This window comes from Rhizobium sp. CCGE531, assembly GCF_003627795.1.
In the GTDB taxonomy this organism is placed as follows: domain Bacteria; phylum Pseudomonadota; class Alphaproteobacteria; order Rhizobiales; family Rhizobiaceae; genus Rhizobium.
This window is the reverse complement of record NZ_CP032684.1, coordinates 3,470,001-3,491,519: the sequence shown is the minus strand read 5'-3', so window position 1 is coordinate 3,491,519 and position 21,519 is coordinate 3,470,001. Positions and strand designations below refer to the sequence as shown.

Annotated in this window: 23 protein-coding genes (1 of these 23 cut by a window edge); 18 read left to right on the top strand and 5 right to left on the bottom strand. The window is 61.1% G+C overall.

Annotation, left to right across the window (positions count from 1 at the left end):
* Positions 1–177 precede the first annotated feature (177 nt).
* The 4 genes from CCGE531_RS17005 (at position 178) to mutT (ending at position 3,721) form a co-directional block, all read left to right on the top strand.
* On the top strand, positions 178–1,101 hold the full coding sequence (locus CCGE531_RS17005) for a peptidylprolyl isomerase (protein WP_120665307.1): 924 nt from the start codon (positions 178–180) through the stop codon (positions 1,099–1,101).
* Between the two features lie 178 nt (positions 1,102–1,279).
* On the top strand, positions 1,280–2,521 hold the full coding sequence (argJ, locus tag CCGE531_RS16995; RefSeq protein WP_120665304.1) for a bifunctional glutamate N-acetyltransferase/amino-acid acetyltransferase ArgJ: 1,242 nt from the start codon (positions 1,280–1,282) through the stop codon (positions 2,519–2,521).
* A 10-nt stretch (positions 2,522–2,531) separates the two neighbouring features.
* Positions 2,532–3,311, top strand: coding sequence for a GNAT family N-acetyltransferase (locus tag CCGE531_RS16990; protein ID WP_120665301.1), 780 nt, complete (start codon positions 2,532–2,534; stop codon positions 3,309–3,311).
* Entirely contained in the window at positions 3,308–3,721 is a 414-nt protein-coding gene (mutT, locus tag CCGE531_RS16985; protein WP_120665299.1) for an 8-oxo-dGTP diphosphatase MutT, read from the top strand. Before CCGE531_RS16990 ends, mutT begins: the two co-directional genes overlap by 4 nt.
* A gap of 57 nt (positions 3,722–3,778) precedes the next feature.
* Here mutT and CCGE531_RS16980 read toward each other — a convergent pair whose 3' ends face one another.
* Positions 3,779–4,105, bottom strand: a complete 327-nt coding sequence (locus CCGE531_RS16980; protein WP_120764123.1) for a hypothetical protein — start codon at positions 4,103–4,105, stop codon at positions 3,779–3,781.
* A gap of 374 nt (positions 4,106–4,479) precedes the next feature.
* Between CCGE531_RS16980 and CCGE531_RS16975 the strand changes: the two genes are divergently transcribed.
* Together CCGE531_RS16975 and CCGE531_RS16970 are read left to right on the top strand one after the other, a co-directional pair.
* Entirely contained in the window at positions 4,480–4,797 is a 318-nt protein-coding gene (locus CCGE531_RS16975) for a hypothetical protein (protein ID WP_120665295.1), read from the top strand.
* Positions 4,798–4,976: 179 nt separating this feature from the next.
* Positions 4,977–5,159, top strand: a complete 183-nt coding sequence (locus CCGE531_RS16970) for a Flp family type IVb pilin (protein WP_120665293.1) — start codon at positions 4,977–4,979, stop codon at positions 5,157–5,159.
* A 35-nt stretch (positions 5,160–5,194) separates the two neighbouring features.
* Here the strand turns inward: CCGE531_RS16970 and CCGE531_RS16965 are convergent, their stop codons facing one another.
* Complete coding sequence (locus CCGE531_RS16965; protein WP_120665291.1) at positions 5,195–6,079, bottom strand: methyltransferase domain-containing protein; 885 nt, start codon at positions 6,077–6,079, stop codon at positions 5,195–5,197.
* A 199-nt stretch (positions 6,080–6,278) separates the two neighbouring features.
* Between CCGE531_RS16965 and CCGE531_RS16960 the strand changes: the two genes are divergently transcribed.
* From CCGE531_RS16960 to CCGE531_RS16940, 5 genes are read left to right on the top strand one after another with little or no spacing between them, the layout of a single operon-like run.
* Positions 6,279–7,055 carry a ComF family protein gene (locus CCGE531_RS16960; RefSeq protein ID WP_120665289.1) on the top strand — a complete coding sequence of 259 codons (777 nt, stop codon included), beginning with the start codon at positions 6,279–6,281 and terminating at the stop codon, positions 7,053–7,055.
* 30 nt (positions 7,056–7,085) lie between these two features.
* Positions 7,086–7,343: a glutaredoxin 3 gene (gene grxC / locus CCGE531_RS16955; protein WP_120665287.1), complete on the top strand. Its 258-nt coding sequence runs from the start codon at positions 7,086–7,088 to the stop codon at positions 7,341–7,343.
* Positions 7,344–7,367: 24 nt separating this feature from the next.
* Positions 7,368–8,225, top strand: a complete 858-nt coding sequence (locus CCGE531_RS16950; RefSeq protein ID WP_120665285.1) for a carbon-nitrogen hydrolase family protein — start codon at positions 7,368–7,370, stop codon at positions 8,223–8,225.
* Positions 8,222–8,650, top strand: a complete 429-nt coding sequence (locus CCGE531_RS16945; RefSeq protein ID WP_120665283.1) for a DUF1178 family protein — start codon at positions 8,222–8,224, stop codon at positions 8,648–8,650. Before CCGE531_RS16950 ends, CCGE531_RS16945 begins: the two co-directional genes overlap by 4 nt.
* Complete coding sequence (locus CCGE531_RS16940) at positions 8,650–9,237, top strand: DUF3291 domain-containing protein (protein ID WP_120665281.1); 588 nt, start codon at positions 8,650–8,652, stop codon at positions 9,235–9,237. The genes CCGE531_RS16945 and CCGE531_RS16940 overlap by 1 nt, the downstream gene beginning before the upstream one ends.
* Before the next feature lie 21 nt (positions 9,238–9,258).
* On the opposite strand, the gene ubiG is transcribed toward CCGE531_RS16940, so the two are convergent.
* Positions 9,259–10,011 carry a bifunctional 2-polyprenyl-6-hydroxyphenol methylase/3-demethylubiquinol 3-O-methyltransferase UbiG gene (gene ubiG, locus CCGE531_RS16935; RefSeq protein ID WP_120665279.1) on the bottom strand — a complete coding sequence of 251 codons (753 nt, stop codon included), beginning with the start codon at positions 10,009–10,011 and terminating at the stop codon, positions 9,259–9,261.
* A gap of 259 nt (positions 10,012–10,270) precedes the next feature.
* Between ubiG and CCGE531_RS16930 the strand changes: the two genes are divergently transcribed.
* The 6 genes from CCGE531_RS16930 to CCGE531_RS16905 all read left to right on the top strand — a co-directional run bounded on the left by CCGE531_RS16930 (position 10,271) and on the right by CCGE531_RS16905 (position 17,804).
* Positions 10,271–10,897 (top strand): hypothetical protein, encoded by a 627-nt coding sequence (locus CCGE531_RS16930; protein ID WP_120665278.1) that lies wholly within the window; start codon positions 10,271–10,273, stop codon positions 10,895–10,897.
* Positions 10,898–11,068: 171 nt separating this feature from the next.
* Complete coding sequence (locus CCGE531_RS16925) at positions 11,069–12,343, top strand: aspartate kinase (protein WP_120665276.1); 1,275 nt, start codon at positions 11,069–11,071, stop codon at positions 12,341–12,343.
* Between the two features lie 101 nt (positions 12,344–12,444).
* A complete protein-coding gene (gene ptsP, locus CCGE531_RS16920; RefSeq protein WP_120665274.1) occupies positions 12,445–14,712 on the top strand; it encodes a phosphoenolpyruvate--protein phosphotransferase in 2,268 nt (755 codons plus the stop codon).
* A 90-nt stretch (positions 14,713–14,802) separates the two neighbouring features.
* Positions 14,803–15,882 (top strand): peptide chain release factor 1, encoded by a 1,080-nt coding sequence (gene prfA, locus CCGE531_RS16915; protein WP_120665272.1) that lies wholly within the window; start codon positions 14,803–14,805, stop codon positions 15,880–15,882.
* On the top strand, positions 15,879–16,754 hold the full coding sequence (gene prmC / locus CCGE531_RS16910) for a peptide chain release factor N(5)-glutamine methyltransferase (RefSeq protein WP_120665270.1): 876 nt from the start codon (positions 15,879–15,881) through the stop codon (positions 16,752–16,754). The genes prfA and prmC overlap by 4 nt, the downstream gene beginning before the upstream one ends.
* A gap of 348 nt (positions 16,755–17,102) precedes the next feature.
* The gene (locus CCGE531_RS16905; protein ID WP_120665269.1) at positions 17,103–17,804 is read left to right on the top strand and encodes a DUF4167 domain-containing protein; all 702 of its coding nucleotides are present in this window, start codon (positions 17,103–17,105) and stop codon (positions 17,802–17,804) included.
* A 101-nt stretch (positions 17,805–17,905) separates the two neighbouring features.
* Here the strand turns inward: CCGE531_RS16905 and CCGE531_RS34285 are convergent, their stop codons facing one another.
* Entirely contained in the window at positions 17,906–18,064 is a 159-nt protein-coding gene (locus CCGE531_RS34285; RefSeq protein WP_162943918.1) for a hypothetical protein, read from the bottom strand.
* Between the two features lie 158 nt (positions 18,065–18,222).
* Between CCGE531_RS34285 and clpB the strand changes: the two genes are divergently transcribed.
* The gene (clpB, locus tag CCGE531_RS16900) at positions 18,223–20,823 is read left to right on the top strand and encodes an ATP-dependent chaperone ClpB (RefSeq protein WP_120665267.1); all 2,601 of its coding nucleotides are present in this window, start codon (positions 18,223–18,225) and stop codon (positions 20,821–20,823) included.
* A 191-nt stretch (positions 20,824–21,014) separates the two neighbouring features.
* On the opposite strand, the gene CCGE531_RS16895 is transcribed toward clpB, so the two are convergent.
* Positions 21,015–21,519, bottom strand: the end of a protein-coding gene (locus CCGE531_RS16895) for a M23 family metallopeptidase (RefSeq protein WP_120665265.1). The gene runs 1,436 nt beyond the window's last position; only the last 505 of its 1,941 coding nucleotides appear in the window; the start codon falls outside the window, past its right edge — the gene reads right to left on this strand; it ends in the stop codon at positions 21,015–21,017.

Below are 21,519 nucleotides of genomic sequence, written 5' to 3'. Positions count from 1 at the left end.
TTAGCACGAAACGGCCGGAAACTGTTCTGGACGCGAGGTTGCGTGACAGATAAGAGGGGGGTCGATTGATGTCAACGGGATTTGGCCGATACAGAAAGGCCACATTCTCCTGCTGAAGGCTTTTTCCCGCCGGATTCGCATCTGTCGAGCCGGTCGAGATCACCGAAGGGTTATTTTATGTTGAAGTATAACAAGCTTGCTGCGGTTGCTTTCGCAACAATCGTTACCTTCCAGGCTCCGGTCTTCGCAGCCGATGCCAAGGACCCCGTTGTCGCCAAGATCGGCGATGTCGAAATCCATCAGTCCGAACTCAATCTGGCGATCGCCAACCTCGATCCTCAGCTCGGCCAACTGCCGGACGACCAGAAGAAGGTCGCAGCACTTTCCGCTTCGATCGACGTGAAGCTGCTGTCGCAGCAGGCCGCCGCCGAAAAGCTCGACCAGACGCCGGACTTCCAGTCCCACATGGCCTACCTGCGCGACCGCGAGCTGCACAATGCCTTCTTCAAGGCCCATGTCGCCGACAAGATCACCGATGACGAAGTCAAGGCCCGCTACGACAAGGAAGTCGCGGCCCTGCCGAAGCAGGAAGAAGTTCATGCCCGTCATATCCTCGTAAAGACCGAGGACGAGGCCAAGGCAATCATCAAGGAACTCGACGCCGGCAAGGACTTCGCCGCACTCGCCAAGGAAAAGTCGACCGACCCGAACAAGGCCGATGGTGGCGATCTCGGCTATTTCGGCCATGGCCGCATGGTCAAGGAATTCGAGGATGCGGCTTTCGCCCTTCCGGTCGGCACCTACACCAAGACGCCGGTCAAGTCCGATTTCGGCTGGCACGTCATCAAGGTCGAAGACAAGCGCAACGCTCCGCCGCCGCCGTTCGAGCAGGTCAAGGACCAGGTTCGTCAGCTCGTCATGCGCGACAAGTATCTTGAGCTTCTGAACAAGGCCAAGCAGGATACCAAGGTCGTCATCAACGACCCGGCCCTCAGCAAGGCCTATGACGATGCGCAGAAGCAGCAGGACGCAGCACCGGCCGATGACGCCATCGCTCCTGCCGATGGTGCGGCAGCGCCCGACGCGCAGCCGCAGCAGTAAGTCACAAGCAGTCAAACCATCAGGGCCCGGATTTTCCGGGCCCTTCGCTGGAGTCGGATGATTTTAGGTCGTATCGACCTAAAATCTGAATCCGCTCCAGAATTTAAAGAAGCAGAGCATGATGTTGTCCGAAAACCGCCTACACTTTTCGGCATCATGCTCGTTCAGGGTGGCTCTCATGTCTGGTTCCGTCTCTCCGCTCGCTCCCAAAACCTTCACGGCCATGCCCGCCCTGCGCGGCGTGCGCATGACCACGGCGTCCGCCGGCATCAAGTACAAGAACCGGACCGATGTCCTGTTGATGGTCTTCGACAAGCCGGCTGCCGTTGCCGGCGTCTTCACCCGTTCGAAGTGTCCTTCGGCTCCGGTCGATTTCTGCCGCCAGAACCTCGCGCATGGCAGCGCGCGCGCCGTCGTCGTCAATTCCGGCAATGCCAATGCCTTTACCGGATTGAAGGGCCGTCAGGCGACGGAACTGACCGCCAAGTCCGCGGCTGCGGCCGTCGGCTGCGGTGAAAACGAAGTCTATCTCGCCTCCACGGGCGTTATCGGCGAGCCGCTCGACGCCACCAAGTTCGCCGGCGTGCTCGACACCATGGCGAAGGATGCCGTCAGCGATTTCTGGTTCGAAGCCGCCAAGGCCATCATGACCACGGATACCTATCCGAAGGTCGCGACCCGCAGTGCCGAGATCGGCGGCGTCAAGGTCACCATCAACGGTATTGCCAAGGGCGCTGGCATGATTGCACCCGACATGGCGACGATGCTCTCCTTCGTCGTCACCGATGCCGACATCTCTTCTTCCGCTCTGCAGGCGCTGCTTTCCGAAGGCGTCGGCCCTAGCTTCAATTCCATGACTGTTGATAGCGACACCTCGACCTCGGATACGCTGATGCTGTTTGCCACCGGTGCTGCCGCGGCTGACGGGCAGGCGCATATCGACCGCGCCGACGATCCGAAGCTTGAGGCTTTCCGCGCGGCGCTCAACGAGCTGCTCAAGGATCTCGCCATTCAGGTCGTTCGTGACGGTGAAGGCGCCACCAAAATGCTCGAGATCACCGTGACCGGCGCTGAAAATGACGCCGCCGCCAAGCGCATCGCGCTTTCGATCGCCAATTCGCCGCTGGTCAAGACCGCGGCCGCCGGCGAGGACGCCAATTGGGGCCGTGTCGTCATGGCAGTCGGCAAGGCCGGCGAAATGGCGGATCGCGACAAGCTTGCCATCTGGTTCGGCGATGTCCGCGTTGCCGTCAACGGCGAGCGTGATTCTTCCTATTCCGAGGAAGCCGCCTCGAACGTCATGAAGCAGCAGGATATTCCCGTGAAGGTCGATCTCGGCCTCGGCAATGGTCGCGCAACGGTCTGGACCTGCGACCTGACGAAGGAATATGTTGCCATCAATGGCGACTACCGGAGCTGATATTTAGCCGATGCATGCGCAGTCCACGATAAACAAGCTGCCTTTGGTGCGCAGGCTCGAAGCCGTCGGCTTCCGGGCCTGGCCCGCATCGTCCGTGCAGTATGACGGCAGCTGGCAGGTGCGGCTGACGGCCGGGCACCCGTCGAAGCGGTTGAATTCGGTCGTGCCGCTCGATCCTTCCGATCATCGCGATCTCGAGATCCGGCTGACGAAGGCGCAGCGCAAGTTCGAGGCCTATGGCCGGCCGATGGTGGTGCGCGAGACGCCGCTCGCCTCGCCGAAGCTCATCGACCTTCTGCGGGAACGCGGCTGGACGCGCTTCGACGAGACGATCGTCATGACCGCCGATCTGGTCGATCTCGAGCTGCCGGATATGCTGGATCATCTGCCGAGCCACGATGTCGGCCGCTTCGTGGATGCAAGCCTCATTGTCGATGAAGCCGATCCTGCTTTGAAGCCGGCGCTGGCGGAGGTGGTGAGCAATATCAAGCCGCCATCGGGTCTCTTCGTCATCGAGGATGCCGAGGTCGGACCGCTGGCGACGACGCTCTGCGTACAGGACAATGATCTTGCCGGCATCATGTCGGTTTCGGTTGCCGCGCAGCATCGGCGCAAGGGCCTGGGCGTCGAGATCGTGACATCGGCGTTGCGCTGGGCGCGTATGCGCAGCGCCAAGACCGCCTGGCTTCAGGTCAGCGCCGACAACGCGCCGGCTCTGGCGCTCTACATCCGCTTCGGCTTCCGCGAGGCCTATCGTTATTGCTATTGGCAACCGCCGGGGGCCGCATGAGCGAAGCAGGCCGCAAGATCATCCTCGTTGCCGCCTGCGCGCTCATCGATGCCGATGGCCGCATTCTTCTGGCGCAGCGTCCCGAAGGCAAGTCGCTCGCCGGTCTCTGGGAATTTCCCGGCGGCAAGGTCGAGGCCGGTGAAACGCCCGAGGAAACGCTGGTGCGCGAGCTTGAGGAAGAGCTCGGCATCCAGACGAAAATCGCCTGCCTCGCGCCGCTGACCTTCGCCAGCCATACCTATGAAACCTTCCATCTGCTGATGCCGCTCTACATCTGCCGGCGTTTCGAAGGAATCCCGCACGGCCGGGAAGGGCAGGCGATCAAATGGGTGCGGCCGCAGGCGCTGCGCGACTACCCGATGCCGCCGGCCGACGAGCCCTTGATCCCGTTCCTGCAGGATCTGCTTTAGGGTTTTGGCAATTCCTGCTGGGAACTGCTCCCTTCTCTGCCGAAGTCACGGCTGGTGTCATATATCCTTAAAACGGAAGTTCGACTTCGTGAGCTGATCGAGGCTGTTTGCCTCAGAGGGCCTGGCTGCGGAATCCGCCTTGGGCATTTTACGGACCAGCTCGGTTAGTAACTCGGCCTGCTTGGCCGAATGCCGGCTGATTGTTTCCAGATGCTCGAGCATCAAGCCGAAGGCGCAAATAAGCGCGCCAGCGAGAATGACGCCGAAAGCTGGAGGAGGTTCCGAGGTCAACGGGTCGTTACGACCCACCACGAGAACGAATGCAAGAATGAGCAGACCCACCGCGATGATAAAGCCGCCGGCTATCTTCAGGAAGGTTGCCACGGTCGTTCCTGTAAAATTAGGAACTCGTCTGCCCATGTTGATCGGCATCCGTGGCATATACAATTTTTAATTGTAAATCCAATATATATTTGCTTATGGCTGTGTTTTGCAGGCGGGGTTTTATGTGCGACCAGGGAAAGCATTTTTGTAAATGTCTCCGGCGGCCCGCAAGCTCGTCCGAGGGCGACACATGCCAAATATGGTTAACGAAAATTAGCCATGTAATATCAGCCTTCTAGGCCGAATCAGGCACTGTCCCGGAATTTTACGTCTCTTTAATTTGCATGTGGATATTAAGGGATCGTTTATGACCTTCTGGCATTCAATTCTCTCAATCAAGCGATTGTTGGGTGCGTTAAAGAAGGCTTGACATAATGGACGACGATTTCTGGAAAGCTGTTCAAGAGAAAGAGCAGTCCTATTCCACGTCGCGCAAGACGGGCGCGTTGAATATCGCTCTGCTGTTCGGGACAGCCGCGGTTGCGCTTTCGCTCATCCTCACGCCGATGCTCTCCGACAAATCGAAGTCCCGCGTGCTTGCCAGCGCGCCGGACATTGATAATGTTATCACCGGCTCGATCCCGCAGACTGAAAACGGCAAGCGTTATACGATCCGCCGCAGCGTGCTGCAGCGGGAACCGGGTTCGGTCTGCATCGTCCAGGGTTATGGCGCCGACAGCGGCTGCCAGTAGTGCATTTCCAGGAAAAGCGCGCAGCGGTTTTCCGTTCGGAATGCGTAAGGAAACAAAAAGATAGAGCGTTTTCGCGATTCGAAGAAAGGCGGAAATGCTCTGGTGCCTGAGCATAGCCTGCCGGATGCCATGATGAGCATCGGATTCATCTGTTGTCCAATGCTGGGAGCCCCGAGCTTATGCGTTCCGTACGGCGTATTTTCAGTGACAAGACCGGTGCGACGGTCATCGAATATGGTTTGATTGCCGCACTGATGTCGGCGGCGATCATCAGCGGTGTCGGCGCTTTCGGCGGCAGCCTCTCCGGCGTGTTCAACACGCTCTCCAGCACGATGCAGAATTCGGCAGCGTCGCAGAACTGAGCTGACGTGAGACCAGGCTAGCCTTGGCGTGCCGGTTATTGCTTCAGCTTGTGCTCTTCGACCTTGAGCGCATCCGCCAACCGCGCCTTGGCGGAGCCCGGCCGCAGCGGTTTCTGCTGGCTTTCGTGCGGCGTCCAGCCTGAGACGTAGATGATCGAGAATGTCGCCCTGATCCGGCCATCCGGATCGGAATAGCGTTCGGCATAGAGTTCGGCCGCACGCAGGAAGAAGGCGCGCGTCAGCGGCTTGCGGCTGCGATCGACAAGCGGATTGGTCATGCCCATGGCCCGCAGGTCGCGCATCAAGGCAAACAGGTTGTCGTAGCGCACCGTATAGGCCTCTGTGTCGATGACGGGCAAGGTGAAGCCGGCACGCTGCAACAGGCCGCCGACGTCGCGGACGTCGGCAAAGGGGATGACACGCGGGCTCGCGCCGCCCGTCAGCTCGATCTCGGTTGCAAGCAGCACGTCGCGCAATTCCTGCAAGGTACCGGTGCCGGGGATCGCCGCCAGGAAAAGACCGTCAGCCTTCAAGACCCGGCGTATCTGGATGAAGACGCCGGGCGTGTCGTTGGTGACATGCAGGCTGAGCGGCGAAAGCACGAGATTGACCGAGTCCGCCTCCAGCGGCAATTCTTCCGGCGGGGCCTCGATAAGGGTCTCGCCGGGGGCGGCAAAGCCGACCTCGTTTTCGATCCTTCTCAGATGTCCGATCTTGCCGGTCGCCAGAGCCAGACGCGCGGTGATGCCGGTCGCGCCGTGCAGTTCGACGGCTTCGTCGAAATGGCGCTCGGTCACACCAAGCCGCTCCGCCAGTTCGCCGGCGGCAATATCGAGCAGGAAGGCTGCTTTCGGGTCGCCTTGTCTCAGCGCCCGGCGCTTGCGGGCCGAAAGCAGCGATTGGTCGAACACGATTTCCATGGCGGTTTCCTGTAATATCATCAATTCGGCGAGGCGTGCCGGGCACGCCGCGCGTTTTCCCTTCGCAAGGCCTGCGGGAAAAAGCTAGAGAGTGGTTCAGCGCTTCACGGGATCGCTGAATCACTCTCTAGCCCTTTGCTCTCAAGCAATTCCAGGAAAACCGCTATACACTTTTCCTGGAATTGCTAGTCTCAATCATATGGGGATGATGGGACGCGAAATCACCTTTTCTATGCTCAGCGCCGGGCTGAAAAAGCCCTTTGTGGCGCTCGCCGATCTCGTCTATCCTCCCGCCTGTCCGGGTTGCGGGGTCTCGGCCGGGACGCATCGGGGCCTCTGCCCCGCATGCTGGTCGGATATTCGCTTTATCGAGCGGCCCTATTGCGAAGTCCTGGGCAGCCCGTTTTCCCATGATCTCGGTGCCGGCATTCTCAGCGCCGAGGCGATTGCCGATCCGCCCGTCTTCGATCGCCTGCGGTCCGCCGCCGTTCATGACGGCATCGTGCGCGATCTCGTTCTCAGCCTGAAATATCGCGATCGCACCGATCTCGCGCCGATGATGGCCGGCTGGATGCTGCGTGCCAGCGACGGGACGGTCGCGGCCTGTGATGCAATCATTCCGGTGCCGCTACACCGGGCGCGGCTGTTTGCGCGCAAGTATAACCAGGCGGCCGAACTCGCACGCCATATCGGCCGCCTTTCGGGCAAGCCGCTACTGGCTGCAACGCTCCTGCGCGTCAAGCGGACGAGCCAGCAGGTCGGCCTCGGGGCGAAGGCGCGGCAGGACAATGTGCGTGGCGCCTTTGCCGTCTCCGAGCACCGGGCGGCCGATATATTCGGGCGGCGCATCGTTCTCGTTGATGACGTCTATACGACTGGCGCGACGGTTGCGGCGGCGACGCGGGCCCTGAAGAAAGCAGGCGCCGCCGATGTCACGGTTTTGACCTTTGCAAGGGTCGTCGGCCATCTTATATGACACTCAATCTGAGCTTTTCCGGAGTGGATCATGGCATCCGTCGTTATTTATACGCGTGAATTCTGCGGCTATTGCGCCCGTGCGAAATCACTGCTCGAATCCAAGGGCGTCGACTATGTCGAGCACAACGCCACCTATTCGCCCGAGATGCGGCAGGAGATGATCGCCAAGGCGAACGGCCGATCGACCTTCCCGCAGATCTTCATCGATGGCGAGCATGTCGGCGGCTGCGACGATATTCACGCGCTCGAGCGGGCCGGCAAGCTCGACCCGATGCTATCAGCCTGATCTGTTCCGACGAGGGAGAAAACGATGAGCTTCAAGGCCGCTGCCATCCAGATGTGTTCCGGCGTCGATCCGGTGAAGAACGCAGCCGACATGGCGCGCCTGGTACGTGAAGCCGTCTCGCAGGGTGCTGTCTATGTGCAGACGCCGGAGATGACGGGCGCGGTACAGAAGGATCGGCCTGCTATGCGCGCCGTGCTGCGCGACGAGCCGGACGATATCATCGTCAAGACGGCATCCGAGCTGGCAAAGGAGCTCGGTATCCACCTGCATATCGGCTCGACGGCTATCGCGCTCGATGACGGCAAGATCGCCAATCGCGGCTTCCTCTTCGGTCCCGACGGCAAGCTCATCAACCGCTACGACAAGATCCATATGTTCGACGTCGATCTCGACAATGGCGAGAGCTGGCGCGAGAGCGCCGTCTACCGTCCGGGTTCTGAAGCGCGCATCGCGTCGCTGCCCTTTGCCGAACTCGGCTTTTCCATCTGCTACGACGTGCGCTTTCCGCAGCTTTTCCGCGCCCAGGCCGTTGCCGGCGCGGAGGTGATGACTGTGCCCGCCGCCTTCACGAAACAGACGGGCGAAGCGCATTGGGAAATCCTGCTGCGCGCCCGCGCCATCGAAAACGGCATGTTCGTCATTGCCGCCGCGCAGGCCGGCAAGCATGAGGACGGCCGCGAAACCTTCGGCCATTCGATGATCATCGACCCGTGGGGCAAGGTGCTGGCATCAGCCGGCGGCACGGGGGAGGCGGTCGTCATCGCCGAGATCGATGTCGCCGCGGTGAAATTGGCCCATGACAAGATACCGAACCTGAAGAATGCGCGCGAGTTCTCGCTTGAGAAGATCGCGACGCCGGCGGCTGGAGGCGTCGCTGCTTGATCCGTTATTCGCTTAGCTGTGACAATGCCCATGAGTTCGAGGGCTGGTTTTCCGAAAGCGCCGATTTCGACCGCCAGGTCGCAAGCGGTTTCCTCACCTGTCCCGTCTGCAATTCGGCTGCGATCTCCAAGCTCCTGATGGCGCCTTCGGTTTCGACGGCGCGCAGGAAGGACGAGATGCAGACGCTCGCCATGGATGCCGCGCGCAAGCACGCGATGACAAAGCTCAAGGAAGCGGTCGACGCCATCAAGGCGAATGCCGAGGATGTCGGTGCCAAGTTCCCGGAAGAAGCCCGCAAGATCCACTATGGCGAGGCGGATGCGCGCGGGATCATCGGCAAGGCGACGCCGGACGAGGCGCAGGCTCTCGTCGAGGAAGGCATCGAGATCGCCGCTATCCCCGTACTGCCTGACGACGTCAACTGATGCCGGCGAGCGCCGGCAAGCATCTTGCCATGTATAATTTCGGGCTGCATGTCGCGGCCTATGAAAGCCCCGACGTCGAAGGATTTCGCCTGCGTGAAGCGGCAAACTTCGAGGCGGCCGCTCGCGCAAGCGGCTTCATCGGCCGTTCCGGCTATCCGGGCGAGCCGCAACCCTCCTGTTGGGGCGAACAGGTCTTTCCGCGTTTCATCGAAGGTAGCGGATTTACCACGGCGCCATCGTCGCTGTCGCTCTGGACCGATATCGAGTCGCTGATGGCATTTACCTATAGCGGCGTGCATGCCGACGCCTTGAAACATGCACGGCAATGGAATGTCAGGCAAAGCTGGCCGCCGCTTGTTCTTTGGTGGGTGGATGCCGGGACCGTTCCGGTGTGGAAGGACGGCGTCGAGCGGCTCGAACATCTTCACGACCGTGGAGCAAGCCGGACGGCGTTCTCGTTCAAGCAGCCCTATGGACCAGATGGTCAGCCGCTTGAGATCGACCGCCTTCGTATCAAGGAGCTCGTCGCGTTGAATGCCGCAACGCAAGGCGAGTTGCTGGCGCATGTCATGACATTGAAGGTTTGATGCCGGTTCGCCGGCGGGCGATCAGCTCAAGTTCGCCCGCTTCGCCAGCAGCATGTAGTTGACGTCCATATCCTTCGAGAGGTTCCAGCGGTCCTGCAGCGGCGAATAGAAGACGCCGGTGCGGGCTACGATTTCCAATCCATCGGCGGCAAGCGGCTTTTCGATTTCTTCCGGACGCACGAGCTTTTCATATTGATGGGTGCCGCGCGGCAGCCAGCGCAGCACGTTTTCCGCCGCGAAAATGGCAAGGGCGGCTGCCTTCATGGTGCGGTTGATGGTCGCAACGAACATCAGGCCGCCGGGGCGCACCATTTTCGCGCAGGTGGAGAGGAAGAATTCGACGTCGGCGACGTGCTCGACCACTTCCATGTTCAGCACGATATCGAAAGTTTCGCCCGCCTCGGCCAGCTGCTCAGCGGTAACGGCGCGATAATCGACAGGAACGCCCGAGGCCTTCGCATGGGTCGTGGCAATGCCGATGTTCTTTTCCGAGGGGTCGGCGCCGACGACCGCGGCACCCATGCGCGCCACCGGCTCGGACAGCAGGCCGCCGCCACAGCCGATATCGAGCACGCGCAGGCCTTCCAGCGGCCGGCTGCTCTTCGGATCGCGGCCGAAATTCTCGCAGGCGTGATCGCGAATATAGGCCAGGCGCACCGGATTGAACTTGTGCAATGGCTTGAACTTGCCGGTCGGGCTCCACCACTCGGCCGCCATGGCGGAAAAACGGTCGACTTCGCTCTGGTCGATCGTGCTCTTTGCCGTTTCGCTCATGGTTCACTCCGTGATCTGCGCCATGCCGTGGTCCGGGCGAGCGCAAGCAACAATGCCTCTCCGTGTGAAGTCGGACGATCGATGCGCGATGTCAAGGGCTGTGGCCATCGATCGCCCGTGGGTGCGCCGATCGGCGGCAGCGAATTGCGATCCCGAGGTTGACATGGAGGTATCTTATGGCCGATCAATCGCCGGGCTGTGAAATGGACTTTCAGAACCGGGATCGATTCCGATCGACCGGCGTATAGAGGAGTTCCTCATGAGACCACTCCGTCTCGCGACGGCTATCGCCATGGGTTGCCTTGTTGTTGGCCACGCAAATGCTGGGGACAGCAAGGGGTATCGCCTGACGATCGATGGTGTCGTGGTGGGCATCAATCCCGGCGATACATTCGAAGTCACCATGAAGGATGGCCGCAAGGTTCCGGTGGAGCTGCAGCGCAGCGATTCGGTGACGTTCACCGGCGGCAAGTTTTCCTTCGATCACGATGGCAAGCTCACCGTCGCAAAGACGGATCTCGGCGACGGCGTGCAGCAATATGCGCTGATGACGCCGATCGGCACCGGCATCATCGTGCAGGTCTATAAAGGCCTCGATCCGTCCGGCAACGCCGATGTCGTGTTGCAGCAGATGGTGCAGGAAAGCCTCAGCGGCGGCGCGAAGATAACCAAGCAGACCATGCAACGCACGCTTCCAAGCGGAAGGGTGCTGAAGGGCGTGAAGGCGGAAACCACCACGGACGACGATGTCATGGAATATGAGATTGTCGCGACCGGCCGGCCGGAGGGCGGCATACTCGTCGCCACCTTCCTCAACAAGGAAAATATCCCGAGGGAAGGCGGAATTCTTGACAAGCTCTGGTCGACTTTGAAAGTTGACTATTAAAGTATAGTTTTTGTCGCGCCGGGTGTGCCATGCTATTGCACCCGCCCGACAAACTCGCTAAGAGACGGCCCCATTGAGATCACGCTTTTCCGGCTACCGAACCGGGAGGGCGATTTTGCATGTCGGGCTTTCCGCATTCGGCCGCCCGGCGCAGGGTACTGGTAGAGGCACATGGCACGCATCGTGATGAAATTCGGCGGAACGTCCGTCGCGGATCTGGACCGTATCAAGAACGTCGCACGCCATGTGAAACGCGAGGTCGATGCCGGCCATGAAGTGGCAGTCGTCGTTTCCGCCATGTCCGGCAAGACCAACGAGCTGGTCGGCTGGGTCCAGAACATGCCGAAAGTCACCGGCGCCGATCATTCCATCTATGATGCGCGCGAATATGACGCGGTTGTCGCCTCGGGCGAGCAGGTCACCTCCGGCCTGCTGGCGATCGCGCTGCAGGCCATGGGCATCAATGCCCGTTCGTGGCAGGGCTGGCAGATCCCGATCCGCACCGACAATGCGCATGGGGCGGCCCGCATTCTCGAGATCGACGGCGAGGATATGATCCGCCGGATGGGGGAAGGCCAGGTCGCCGTCGTTGCCGGCTTCCAGGGTCTTGGCCCGGACAATCGCCTCGCGACGCTCGGCCGCGGCGGCTCCGACACCTCGGCAGTCGCGATCGCCGCCGCCGTCAAGGCGGACCGTTGCGACATCTATACAGACGTCGATGGTGTCTATACGACCGATCCGCGTATCGAGCCGAAGGCCCGCCGCCTGAAGAAGATCGCCTTCGAGGAAATGCTCGAAATGGCCTCTCTCGGCGCCAAGGTGCTGCAGGTGCGCTCGGTCGAACTGGCCATGGTCTTCAAGGTCCGCACCTTCGTGCGCTCTTCTTTCGAGGATCCCGATGCTCCGGGCATGGGCGATCTGCTCAACCCGCCCGGAACGCTGATTTGTGACGAGGATGAAATCGTGGAACAGGAAGTAGTCACCGGCATTGCCTATGCCAAGGATGAGGCTCAGATCTCGCTGCGCCGTCTTGCCGACCGGCCGGGCGTTTCCGCCGCGATCTTCGGGCCGCTGGCCGAAAACCACATCAATGTCGACATGATCGTCCAGAATATTTCCGAGGACGGTTCCAAGACCGACATGACCTTCACCGTTCCTTCCGGCGATGTCGCCAAGGCGCTTCGCGTCCTTGGCGAAAACAAGGAAAAGATCGGCTACGACGTCGTCCAGAGCGAATCAGGTCTGGTCAAGGTATCGGTCATCGGCATCGGCATGCGCTCGCATGCCGGCGTTGCCGCGACCGCTTTCCGGGCACTTGCCGAAAAAGGCATCAACATCAAGGCCATTACGACGTCAGAAATCAAGATTTCCATCCTGATTGATGGTCCTTACGCAGAACTCGCAGTCAGGACTTTGCATTCCTGCTACGGTCTGGATAAGAGTTGATTCAGGACTGCTGACAACGGACCGTGACGGAGGCGAGTTTCGGCCGGCCCTGACGTGGGGCAAGACGGGCATGACATCTTGATTCGGGAGCTAGTGGCGCAATGAGAGACCTATCCGGCGGTCCACGCGTTCTGCTCAAGCGGCTACGCGAGTTGATGGCGGAGCCGCTGGAGCCGCAGGAGCGCCTTGACCGGATCGTCCGCCAGATTGCCAGCAACATGGTCGCCGAGGTCTGCTCGGTCTATGTGCTGCGCGCGGACGGCGTCCTCGAACTTTATGCTACCGAGGGTCTGAAGAAAGAGGCCGTCCACCTTTCGCAATTGAAGATGGGGCAGGGCCTTGTCGGCACGATTGCCGCCTCCGCCCAGCCGCTGAACCTTTCGGACGCGCAATCGCATCCCGCCTACCGCTACCTGCCGGAAACCGGCGAAGAGATCTACCACTCCTTCCTCGGCGTGCCGATCCTGCGCACGGGGCGGTCGCTCGGCGTTCTCGTCGTTCAGAACAAGGCGAGCCGCACCTATCGCGAGGAAGAGCTGGAGGCGCTCGAAACGACGGCCATGGTGCTGGCCGAAATGATCGCCACCGGCGAGCTGAAGAAGATCACCAAGCCCGGCCTGGAGCTCGATCTCACCCGCTCTGTCACCATCGACGGCGATACCTACAATGAAGGCATCGGCCTCGGTTATGTCGTTCTGCACGAGCCGCGCATCGTCGTCACCAACCTGCTGAACGATGATGCCGACAAGGAAATCGGCCGCCTGGCCGAAGCGCTCGGCTCGCTGCGCATCTCGATCGACGACATGCTGTCGCGCCGCGACGTCTCGATGGAGGGCGAGCATCGCGAGGTGCTTGAAACCTACCGCATGTTCGCGCACGACCAGGGCTGGGTGCGCAAGCTCGAGGAAGCCGTCCGCAATGGCCTGACCGCGGAAGCGGCGGTCGAAAAGGTGCAGAGCGACACGAAGGCGCGCATGATGCGCCTGACCGATCCCTATCTTCGCGAGCGCATGCACGATTTCGAGGACCTGGCGAACCGATTGCTCCGGCAGCTCATCGGCCATTCGGGCCGCACCAGCGCCGAGGGTTTTCCAAACGATGCGATCATCTTCGCGCGCGCCATGGGTGCAGCGGAACTGCTCGATTATCCCCGCGCCAACATTCGCGGCCTGGTGCTGGAAGAGGGCGCGGTTACGAGCCATGTCGTCATCGTCGCGCGCGCCATGGGCATTCCCGTCGTCGGGCAGGCGGCAGGTGTCGTCGCGCTTGCAGAGAATGGCGATTCGGTCATCATCGATGGTGATGGCGGCCATGTGCATCTCCGGCCGATGGCCGATCACCAGCGCTCCTATGAGGAGAAGGTGCGGTTTCGTGCCCGCCGGCAGGAGCAGTTCCGTGCATTGCGGGCGGTCGAGCCGGTCACCCGGGACGGGCAACGCGTTACGCTGATGATGAATGCCGGCCTGCTGGTCGATCTGCCGCAGCTTGCCGAATCCGGCGCCGAGGGTATTGGCCTTTTCCGCACCGAGCTGCAGTTCATGATCGCCTCGACTATGCCGAAGGCCGAAGAGCAGGAAGCCTTCTATCGCAATGTGATGAAGCAGGCGGTCGGGCACGTCGTGACTTTCCGCACGCTTGATATCGGCGGCGACAAGGTCGTTCCTTATTTCCGCGCGCATGAGGAAGAAAACCCGGCGCTCGGCTGGCGCGCCATCCGCCTCTCGCTCGACCGGCCGGGCCTGCTGCGCACGCAGCTCAGGGCTATGCTGAAGGCCGCGGCCGACAACGAATTGAAGATGATGGTGCCGATGGTCACGGAAGTTTCCGAGATCAGGGCCGTGCGCGAGCTGCTGCAGAAGGAAGTGCAGCATCTCTCGCGCTTCGGACACGGCCTGCCGCGCAAGCTCCAGTTCGGAGCGATGCTGGAAGTGCCGGCGCTGCTGTGGCAGCTGGATGAGCTGATGGCGGAAGTCGATTTCGTTTCCGTCGGCTCCAACGATCTGTTCCAGTTCGCGATGGCGGTGGACCGCGGCAATGCGCGCGTGTCGGACCGCTTCGATCCGCTCGAACGGCCCTTCCTGCGCATCCTGCGCGATATCGTGCGCGCCGGCGAGCGCAACAAGACACCGGTGACGCTGTGCGGCGAGCTGGCCGGCAAGACGATTTCGGCGATGGCCCTGCTCGGCCTCGGCTTCCGCTCGGTTTCGATGTCGCCTGCCTCGATCGGTCCGGTCAAGGCGATGCTGCTCGGGCTCGACCTCCAGGCCCTGTCTGATGTCATGGAGACCGCGCTCGATGACAGGCAGCCGACGACTTCCATGCGGGATATCCTTGCGCGCTTCGCCGAGAGCCACAATATTCCGCTTTAGCGTGTGATCCTGAAAGACACGAAGCGGTTTCCGGACAAGATCATGCGCATCACATCACAGCAGAGATAATAAGAAGAATTGGAGTAGAGGGTGGCGAAGCTCCCCATTGAAAAGATGCGCGAATTGGAACGCCGTTTCGGCGAGATCGAGGCGCGCATGTCCGCCGGTCCGGCCGCGGATGTCTATGTAAAGCTTGCTTCCGAATATTCCGAACTGCAGCCGGTCGTGATCAAGATTCGGGACTATCAGCACGCCGTCTCCGAAGCCGCCGATCTTGAAACCATGCTCGCCGATAAGTCCGTCGACCGTGACATGCGCGACCTCGCCGAGATGGAGCTGCCCGAGGTCAAGGAGCGCATCGAGACGCTGGAAAAAGAGATCCAGATCGAGCTTTTGCCGAAGGATGCAGCCGACGAGAAGAGCGCGATCCTCGAAATCCGCGCCGGCACGGGCGGTTCCGAGGCAGCACTTTTCGCAGGCGATCTCTTCCGCATGTATGAGCGTTTCGCGGCCGCCAATGGCTGGAAGGTGGAGGTTCTGTCCGCCAGCGAGGGCGAAGCGGGCGGATACAAGGAAATCATCGCTACGATCAGCGGCAAGGGCGTGTTCTCCCGGCTGAAATTCGAATCCGGCGTCCATCGCGTACAGCGCGTGCCGGAAACCGAAGCCGGCGGGCGCATCCATACCTCGGCGGCAACCGTTGCCGTGCTGCCGGAAGCCGAGGAAATCGATATCGAAATCCGGCCCGAGGATATCCGCATCGACACCATGCGCTCTTCGGGCGCCGGCGGCCAGCATGTCAACACGACCGACTCGGCCGTGCGCATCACCCATCTTCCCTCGGGCATCGTCGTCACGAGCTCGGAAAAGTCGCAGCACCAGAACCGCGCCAAGGCGATGCAGGTGCTGCGGTCGCGCCTGTTCGACATGGAGCGCCAGCGCGCCGACAGCGAGCGTTCCGCCGACCGCAAAAGCCAGGTCGGCTCCGGCGATCGGTCCGAACGCATCCGCACCTATAATTTCCCGCAGGGACGCATCACCGATCACCGCATCAACCTGACGCTCTACAAGCTCGACCGGATGATGGTCGGCGAGATCGACGAAGTGGTCGATGCGCTGTTGGCGGATTACCAGGCGAGCCAGCTCGCCCAGCTCGGCGAACAGGCATGAGCTGCGGGCAGGGGTCGACCGTTTCCGGACTCCTGCAGGAGGTGCGCGCTCGTTTTGCCGAGGCCGACCTTGACGATCCCGCCACGGAAGCGCGCATTCTTGTCGGCGGCCTTCTTCACCTCGCCGCCACCGAACTGGTGACCCGAGGCTCCGAGGACGTGTCTGCGAAGGATGCGGCGGCGGTGAGGGCGGCGATTGCCCGCCGGCTCAACCATGAGCCTGTCCATCGGATTCTTGGCGAGCGGGAGTTCTACGGCCTCTCCCTGCGGCTCTCGGCGGCGACGCTCGAACCAAGGCCCGATACTGAAATTCTCGTCGATACGATGCTGCCACATATGCGGCGTCTTGAATCCAAGGTCGGCAATGTCCATATACTGGATATCGGAACGGGAACGGGAGCCATCTGCCTGGCTCTGCTTCATGAATGCCCCAAAGCAACGGGCGTAGGTTCCGATATTTCCAGCGAGGCGCTGGAAACCGCTCGCGGGAACGCTGAGCAGAATGGTCTAGCGGCGCGGTTTGGCACTGCGCATGGAAGCTGGTTTGATGCCATCCACGAATGTTTTCATGTGATTGTCTCAAATCCGCCCTATATTGCGTCCAGTGTCATTTCCACTCTCGCTCCAGAAGTAAAGGATTTCGATCCTCCCGCGGCTCTTGACGGGGGCCTTGATGGGCTGGATGCATACAGGGCGATCGCAAAGGATGCGGCGCGGTTTCTACATCCGGATGGCATGATAGGGGTAGAGATCGGTTACGATCAGCGTGAAACGGTGACTTCAATTTTTGAAGGAGCAGGATTTTCCCTTGTCGAAGCGGTTCGTGACTACGGCCAGAACGACCGGGTCCTTGTGTTTGAATTTCAACATTAACGCGACATTTTGCAGCGGATTTGTGGAACCCCTGTTGTTATCGCAAAGAAAAAGCTTGGATTTCCTGAGGAAGCAATATAGGTTGCGCTCACGCGTTGGGCGGCTGGGAATAGGCGAGACGATTCGCTTATCTTGGACAGCCTCGGGGATCCGCTCTTTGGTAAGAGTGTCAAAGGTTGAAGATAACCCAATGCGTGATCAGTTTAATCTGACGTAGTCGAGCGGCAGACCGGCGCTAAAGCGCAGTTTGCTTGCGGCACGCAGGCCCTGGTTCGGGAATCTCCGAACCGCGGCGGCAGGTGTCGTGTATGATTTTATCCCAACGAAGAGAATTCAGGTGAAGGATCTATGAGGCCAGGACAGCAAAACAAGCGCGGTCGGGGGCGTGGTAACAACAACAACGGTGGCGGCGGAAATAACAACAACAATTTCAACCGCAAGGGCTCGAACCCGCTGACCAGGACTTACGATAGCTCCGGTCCCGATGTAAAGATCCGCGGAACCGCACAGCATATCGCCGAGAAATATGCGGCCTTGGCTCGCGATGCCCAGAGCTCCGGCGACCGCGTTATGGCTGAGAACTACCTGCAGCATGCCGAGCACTATAATCGGATCATTGCCAGCGCCCAGGCGCAGATGCAGGAGCGCTATCAGCGCGACGATCAGCACAATTACAATGATCGCGACACGGGCGACCGTGATATCGACGATATGGATGCAAGCGAGATCGACGACCAGCCGCAGATGGCTCCGCCTCCGGCTCGCCCGCGGCATGAGGCTCCGGCCGCTGCCGCCGCTCCGGCTCCCGAGCAGGAAGCGATCAACGGCACCGGTCCGCAGCCGGTAATCGAAGGCATCCCGGCCGAAGTCGCGATCGAAGAGGAAACCCCGGCGGTGAGCGCCACCGAGCGCCAGCCGCGCCGCCGCAGCGCCGGCGGCAACCGTCCGCGTCGCCAGCCGCGCCGCAGCGCCGCCGCCGATGAGGGCGAAGGTGAGGGCGAGGCTGCTTCAGGCGAGGCGCCGGCTTTGGCTGACGCTAATTCGGAATAAGTCGTTCCGCAGGAGCGAGCCGGACTATTGAAGCGAGAATGCGGGAATGGCGGCGGAAGCCGCCATTTCTTTTTGTACAAGCGGGAAGCTCTCTTTCGGGGCTAGAGCCTCTCCCCTTTCTTCGGATCGCGAAAGCGCTCTATGCTCTTGTTTTCACGCATTCCGGACGGAAAACCGCTGCGCACTTTTCCTGGAACTGCTCTAAGCGGCGCTTCTTCAACTGCAGAAGCGGATGGAGCAACTCCGGTCGGTTTTTCCATTCCGCGACCCTTTAAACTCTTCAAATATCCTCCCATATTCTCCCCAGTTGCCTTGCCGCAAATCTCAATGGCGGAAAGGCGGGCCCGCCTCTTGAGGGGGCTCAATCTCAATCATCGGTCTGCGCCGGTCAGGGCAGAGCGATTCATGGAGGTCTCATATGAATATTGAAAAATACTCCGAGCGGGTGCGTGGTTTCCTGCAATCCGCCCAGACCTATGCGCTCGCGCAGGGTAACCAGCAGTTCGCTCCCGAACATGTGCTGAAGGTGCTACTGGACGACGATCAGGGCATGGCTGCCTCGCTGATCGAACGCGCCGGCGGCGACGCCAAGGCCGCCCGCCTTGCCAATGATGCCGCACTTGCCAAGCTTCCGAAGGTTTCCGGCGGCGATGGCCAGATTTATCTTTCGCAGCCGCTCGCCAAGGTCTTTGCGGCCGCCGAGGAAGCCGCGAAGAAGGCCGGCGACAGTTTCGTTACCGTCGAGCGTCTCCTGCAGGCGCTGGCGATCGAGCCCACGGCTTCGACGTCGGCAACCCTGAAGAAGGCCGGCATTACGCCGGTTGCGCTCAATCAAGTCATCAACGATATCCGCAAAGGCCGCACCGCCGACTCTTCCAATGCCGAGCAGGGCTTCGATTCCCTGAAGAAATATGCCCGTGACCTCACCGCCGAGGCGCGCGACGGCAAGCTCGACCCGGTAATCGGCCGCGACGATGAAATCCGCCGCACCATCCAGGTCCTGTCCCGCCGTACCAAGAACAACCCCGTGCTCATCGGCGAGCCCGGCGTCGGCAAGACGGCCATCGTCGAGGGCCTGGCGCTGCGCATCGTCAATGGCGACGTGCCGGAATCGCTGAAGGACAAGAAGCTGATGGCGCTCGACATGGGCGCCCTGATTGCCGGCGCGAAGTTTCGCGGCGAGTTCGAAGAGCGGCTGAAGGCCGTGCTCAACGAGGTGCAGTCGGAAAACGGCGAGATCATCCTGTTCATCGACGAAATGCACACGCTGGTCGGTGCCGGCAAGGCCGATGGCGCCATGGATGCCTCGAACCTCCTGAAGCCCGCGCTTGCCCGCGGCGAGCTGCACTGCGTCGGCGCGACCACGCTCGATGAATACCGCAAACATGTCGAAAAGGATCCGGCCCTTGCCCGCCGCTTCCAGCCCGTCATGGTCGAAGAGCCGACGGTCGAGGACACGATCTCGATCCTGCGCGGCTTGAAGGAAAAATATGAGCAGCACCACAAGGTCCGCATCGCCGATGCCGCCCTGGTGGCGGCTGCTACGCTGTCGAACCGCTACATCACCGATCGCTTCCTGCCGGATAAGGCCATCGACCTGATGGACGAGGCGGCGGCGCGCCTGCGCATGCAGGTGGATTCGAAACCGGAAGAGCTCGACGAACTGGATCGCCGCATCATCCAGCTGAAGATCGAGCGCGAAGCGCTGAAGAAGGAGACCGACCAGGCCTCGGCCGACCGGCTGAAACGGCTGGAGACGGAGCTCACCTCGCTGGAAGAGGAGGCCGATGCGCTGACTGCGCGTTGGCAGGCCGAGAAGCAGAAGCTGGGTCTGGCCGCCGATCTGAAGAAGCAGCTCGACGAAGCGCGCAACGAACTGGCGATCGCCCAGCGCAAGGGCGAGTTCCAGCGCGCCGGCGAGCTTGCCTATGGTGTGATCCCGAAGCTGGAGACAGAACTCAAGGCTGCGGAAGAGCAGGACGGCGCCCGCGATTCCATGGTGCAGGAAGTGGTCACGGCCGATAACATCGCCCAGATCGTTTCCCGCTGGACGGGGATTCCTGTTGACAAGATGCTGGAAGGTGAGCGCGACAAGCTGCTCAGGATGGAAGACGAGCTGGCAAAGTGGGTCGTCGGCCAGGGTGATGCCGTTCAGGCTGTTTCGCGCGCCGTTCGCCGTTCGCGCGCGGGCCTGCAGGACCCCAACCGGCCGATCGGCTCGTTCATCTTCCTCGGTCCGACCGGCGTCGGCAAGACGGAGCTGACCAAGGCGCTTGCCCGCTTCCTCTTCGACGATGACACGGCCATGGTGCGCATGGATATGTCCGAGTACATGGAGAAGCACTCCGTGGCCCGGCTGATCGGCGCCCCTCCCGGCTATGTCGGCTACGAGGAGGGCGGTGCGCTGACCGAAGCTGTCCGTCGCAGGCCCTATCAGGTCGTGCTGTTCGACGAGATCGAGAAGGCGCACCCCGATGTCTTCAACGTCCTACTCCAGGTTCTGGATGACGGACGCTTGACGGACGGGCAGGGCCGCACGGTCGACTTCCGCAACACGATGATCATCATGACCTCCAACCTGGGCGCCGAATATCTGACCCAGTTGAAGGACGGCGATGACAGCGACGTGGTGCGCGAGCAGGTGATGGATGTGGTCCGGTCGCATTTCCGGCCCGAATTCCTGAACCGTATCGACGAGATTATCCTGTTCCACCGCCTGAAGCGCGATGAGATGGGCGCGATCGTCGATATCCAGCTGGAGCGGCTGCTGAAGCTGTTGTCGGAGCGCAAGATCACCCTCGAGCTCGACGAAGATGCCCGCCATTGGCTGGCCAACAAGGGCTACGATCCTATCTATGGCGCAAGGCCGCTGAAGCGGGTGATCCAGAAATATGTCCAGGATCCGCTCGCTGAGCAGATCCTTTCGGGTCAGATTCCGGATGGATCGCTCGTCAAGGTCACCAGCGGTTCGGACCGGCTGTTGTTCCGTCCGCGCCAGGCCGTGCACGAGGCAGCCTGAAGCAATTCCAGGAAAAGTGCGTAGCGGTTTTCCGTCCGGAATTGCTAGGAAACAAAGAGATAGAGCGGTTCAGAGATTGCGTAAAAATTGAACCGCTCTCAGCGGCACGGGGTGAACAAACACAGATGGCGGTCTTCGGGCCGCCATTTTGCTATCGGACCTGGCCGCAAATAGGAGAGGGTACAGCTCGGCTACTTGCTGGCGATCTGCTTCGACTTGTCGTCGCTGAGCAGCGTATCGATGCGCTTGCGCTCTTCCTGGAACTTGGCGAGCGCATCGCCTTCCAGCGACTTGCCGCCGGGAAGGCGAATGCGCAGCGGATCGACCTTCGTGCCGTTGACGATCAGCTCGTAGTGCAGGTGGGGCCCGGTTGCGAGACCCGTCGAGCCGATGAAGCCGATCACTTGGCCCTGCACCACTTTCGCGCCCGGAACGATACCCTTGGCGATGGCGCTCTGGTGATTATAGGAGGAGACGTAGCCGTTCGCGTGGCGAATAAGGGTCTGGTTGCCGAAGCCACCCGAATCCCAGCTCGCCTTTTCGACGATGCCGTTGCCGGCCGCGATGATCGGCGTGCCGCGGGGCGCTGACCAATCGACGCCGGTATGCATGCGCGCGAAGCCGAGGATCGGGTGGCGGCGCATGCCGAAGCCTGATTTGAAGACGCCCGTGGGAACAGGGTTGCGCAGCAGGAAT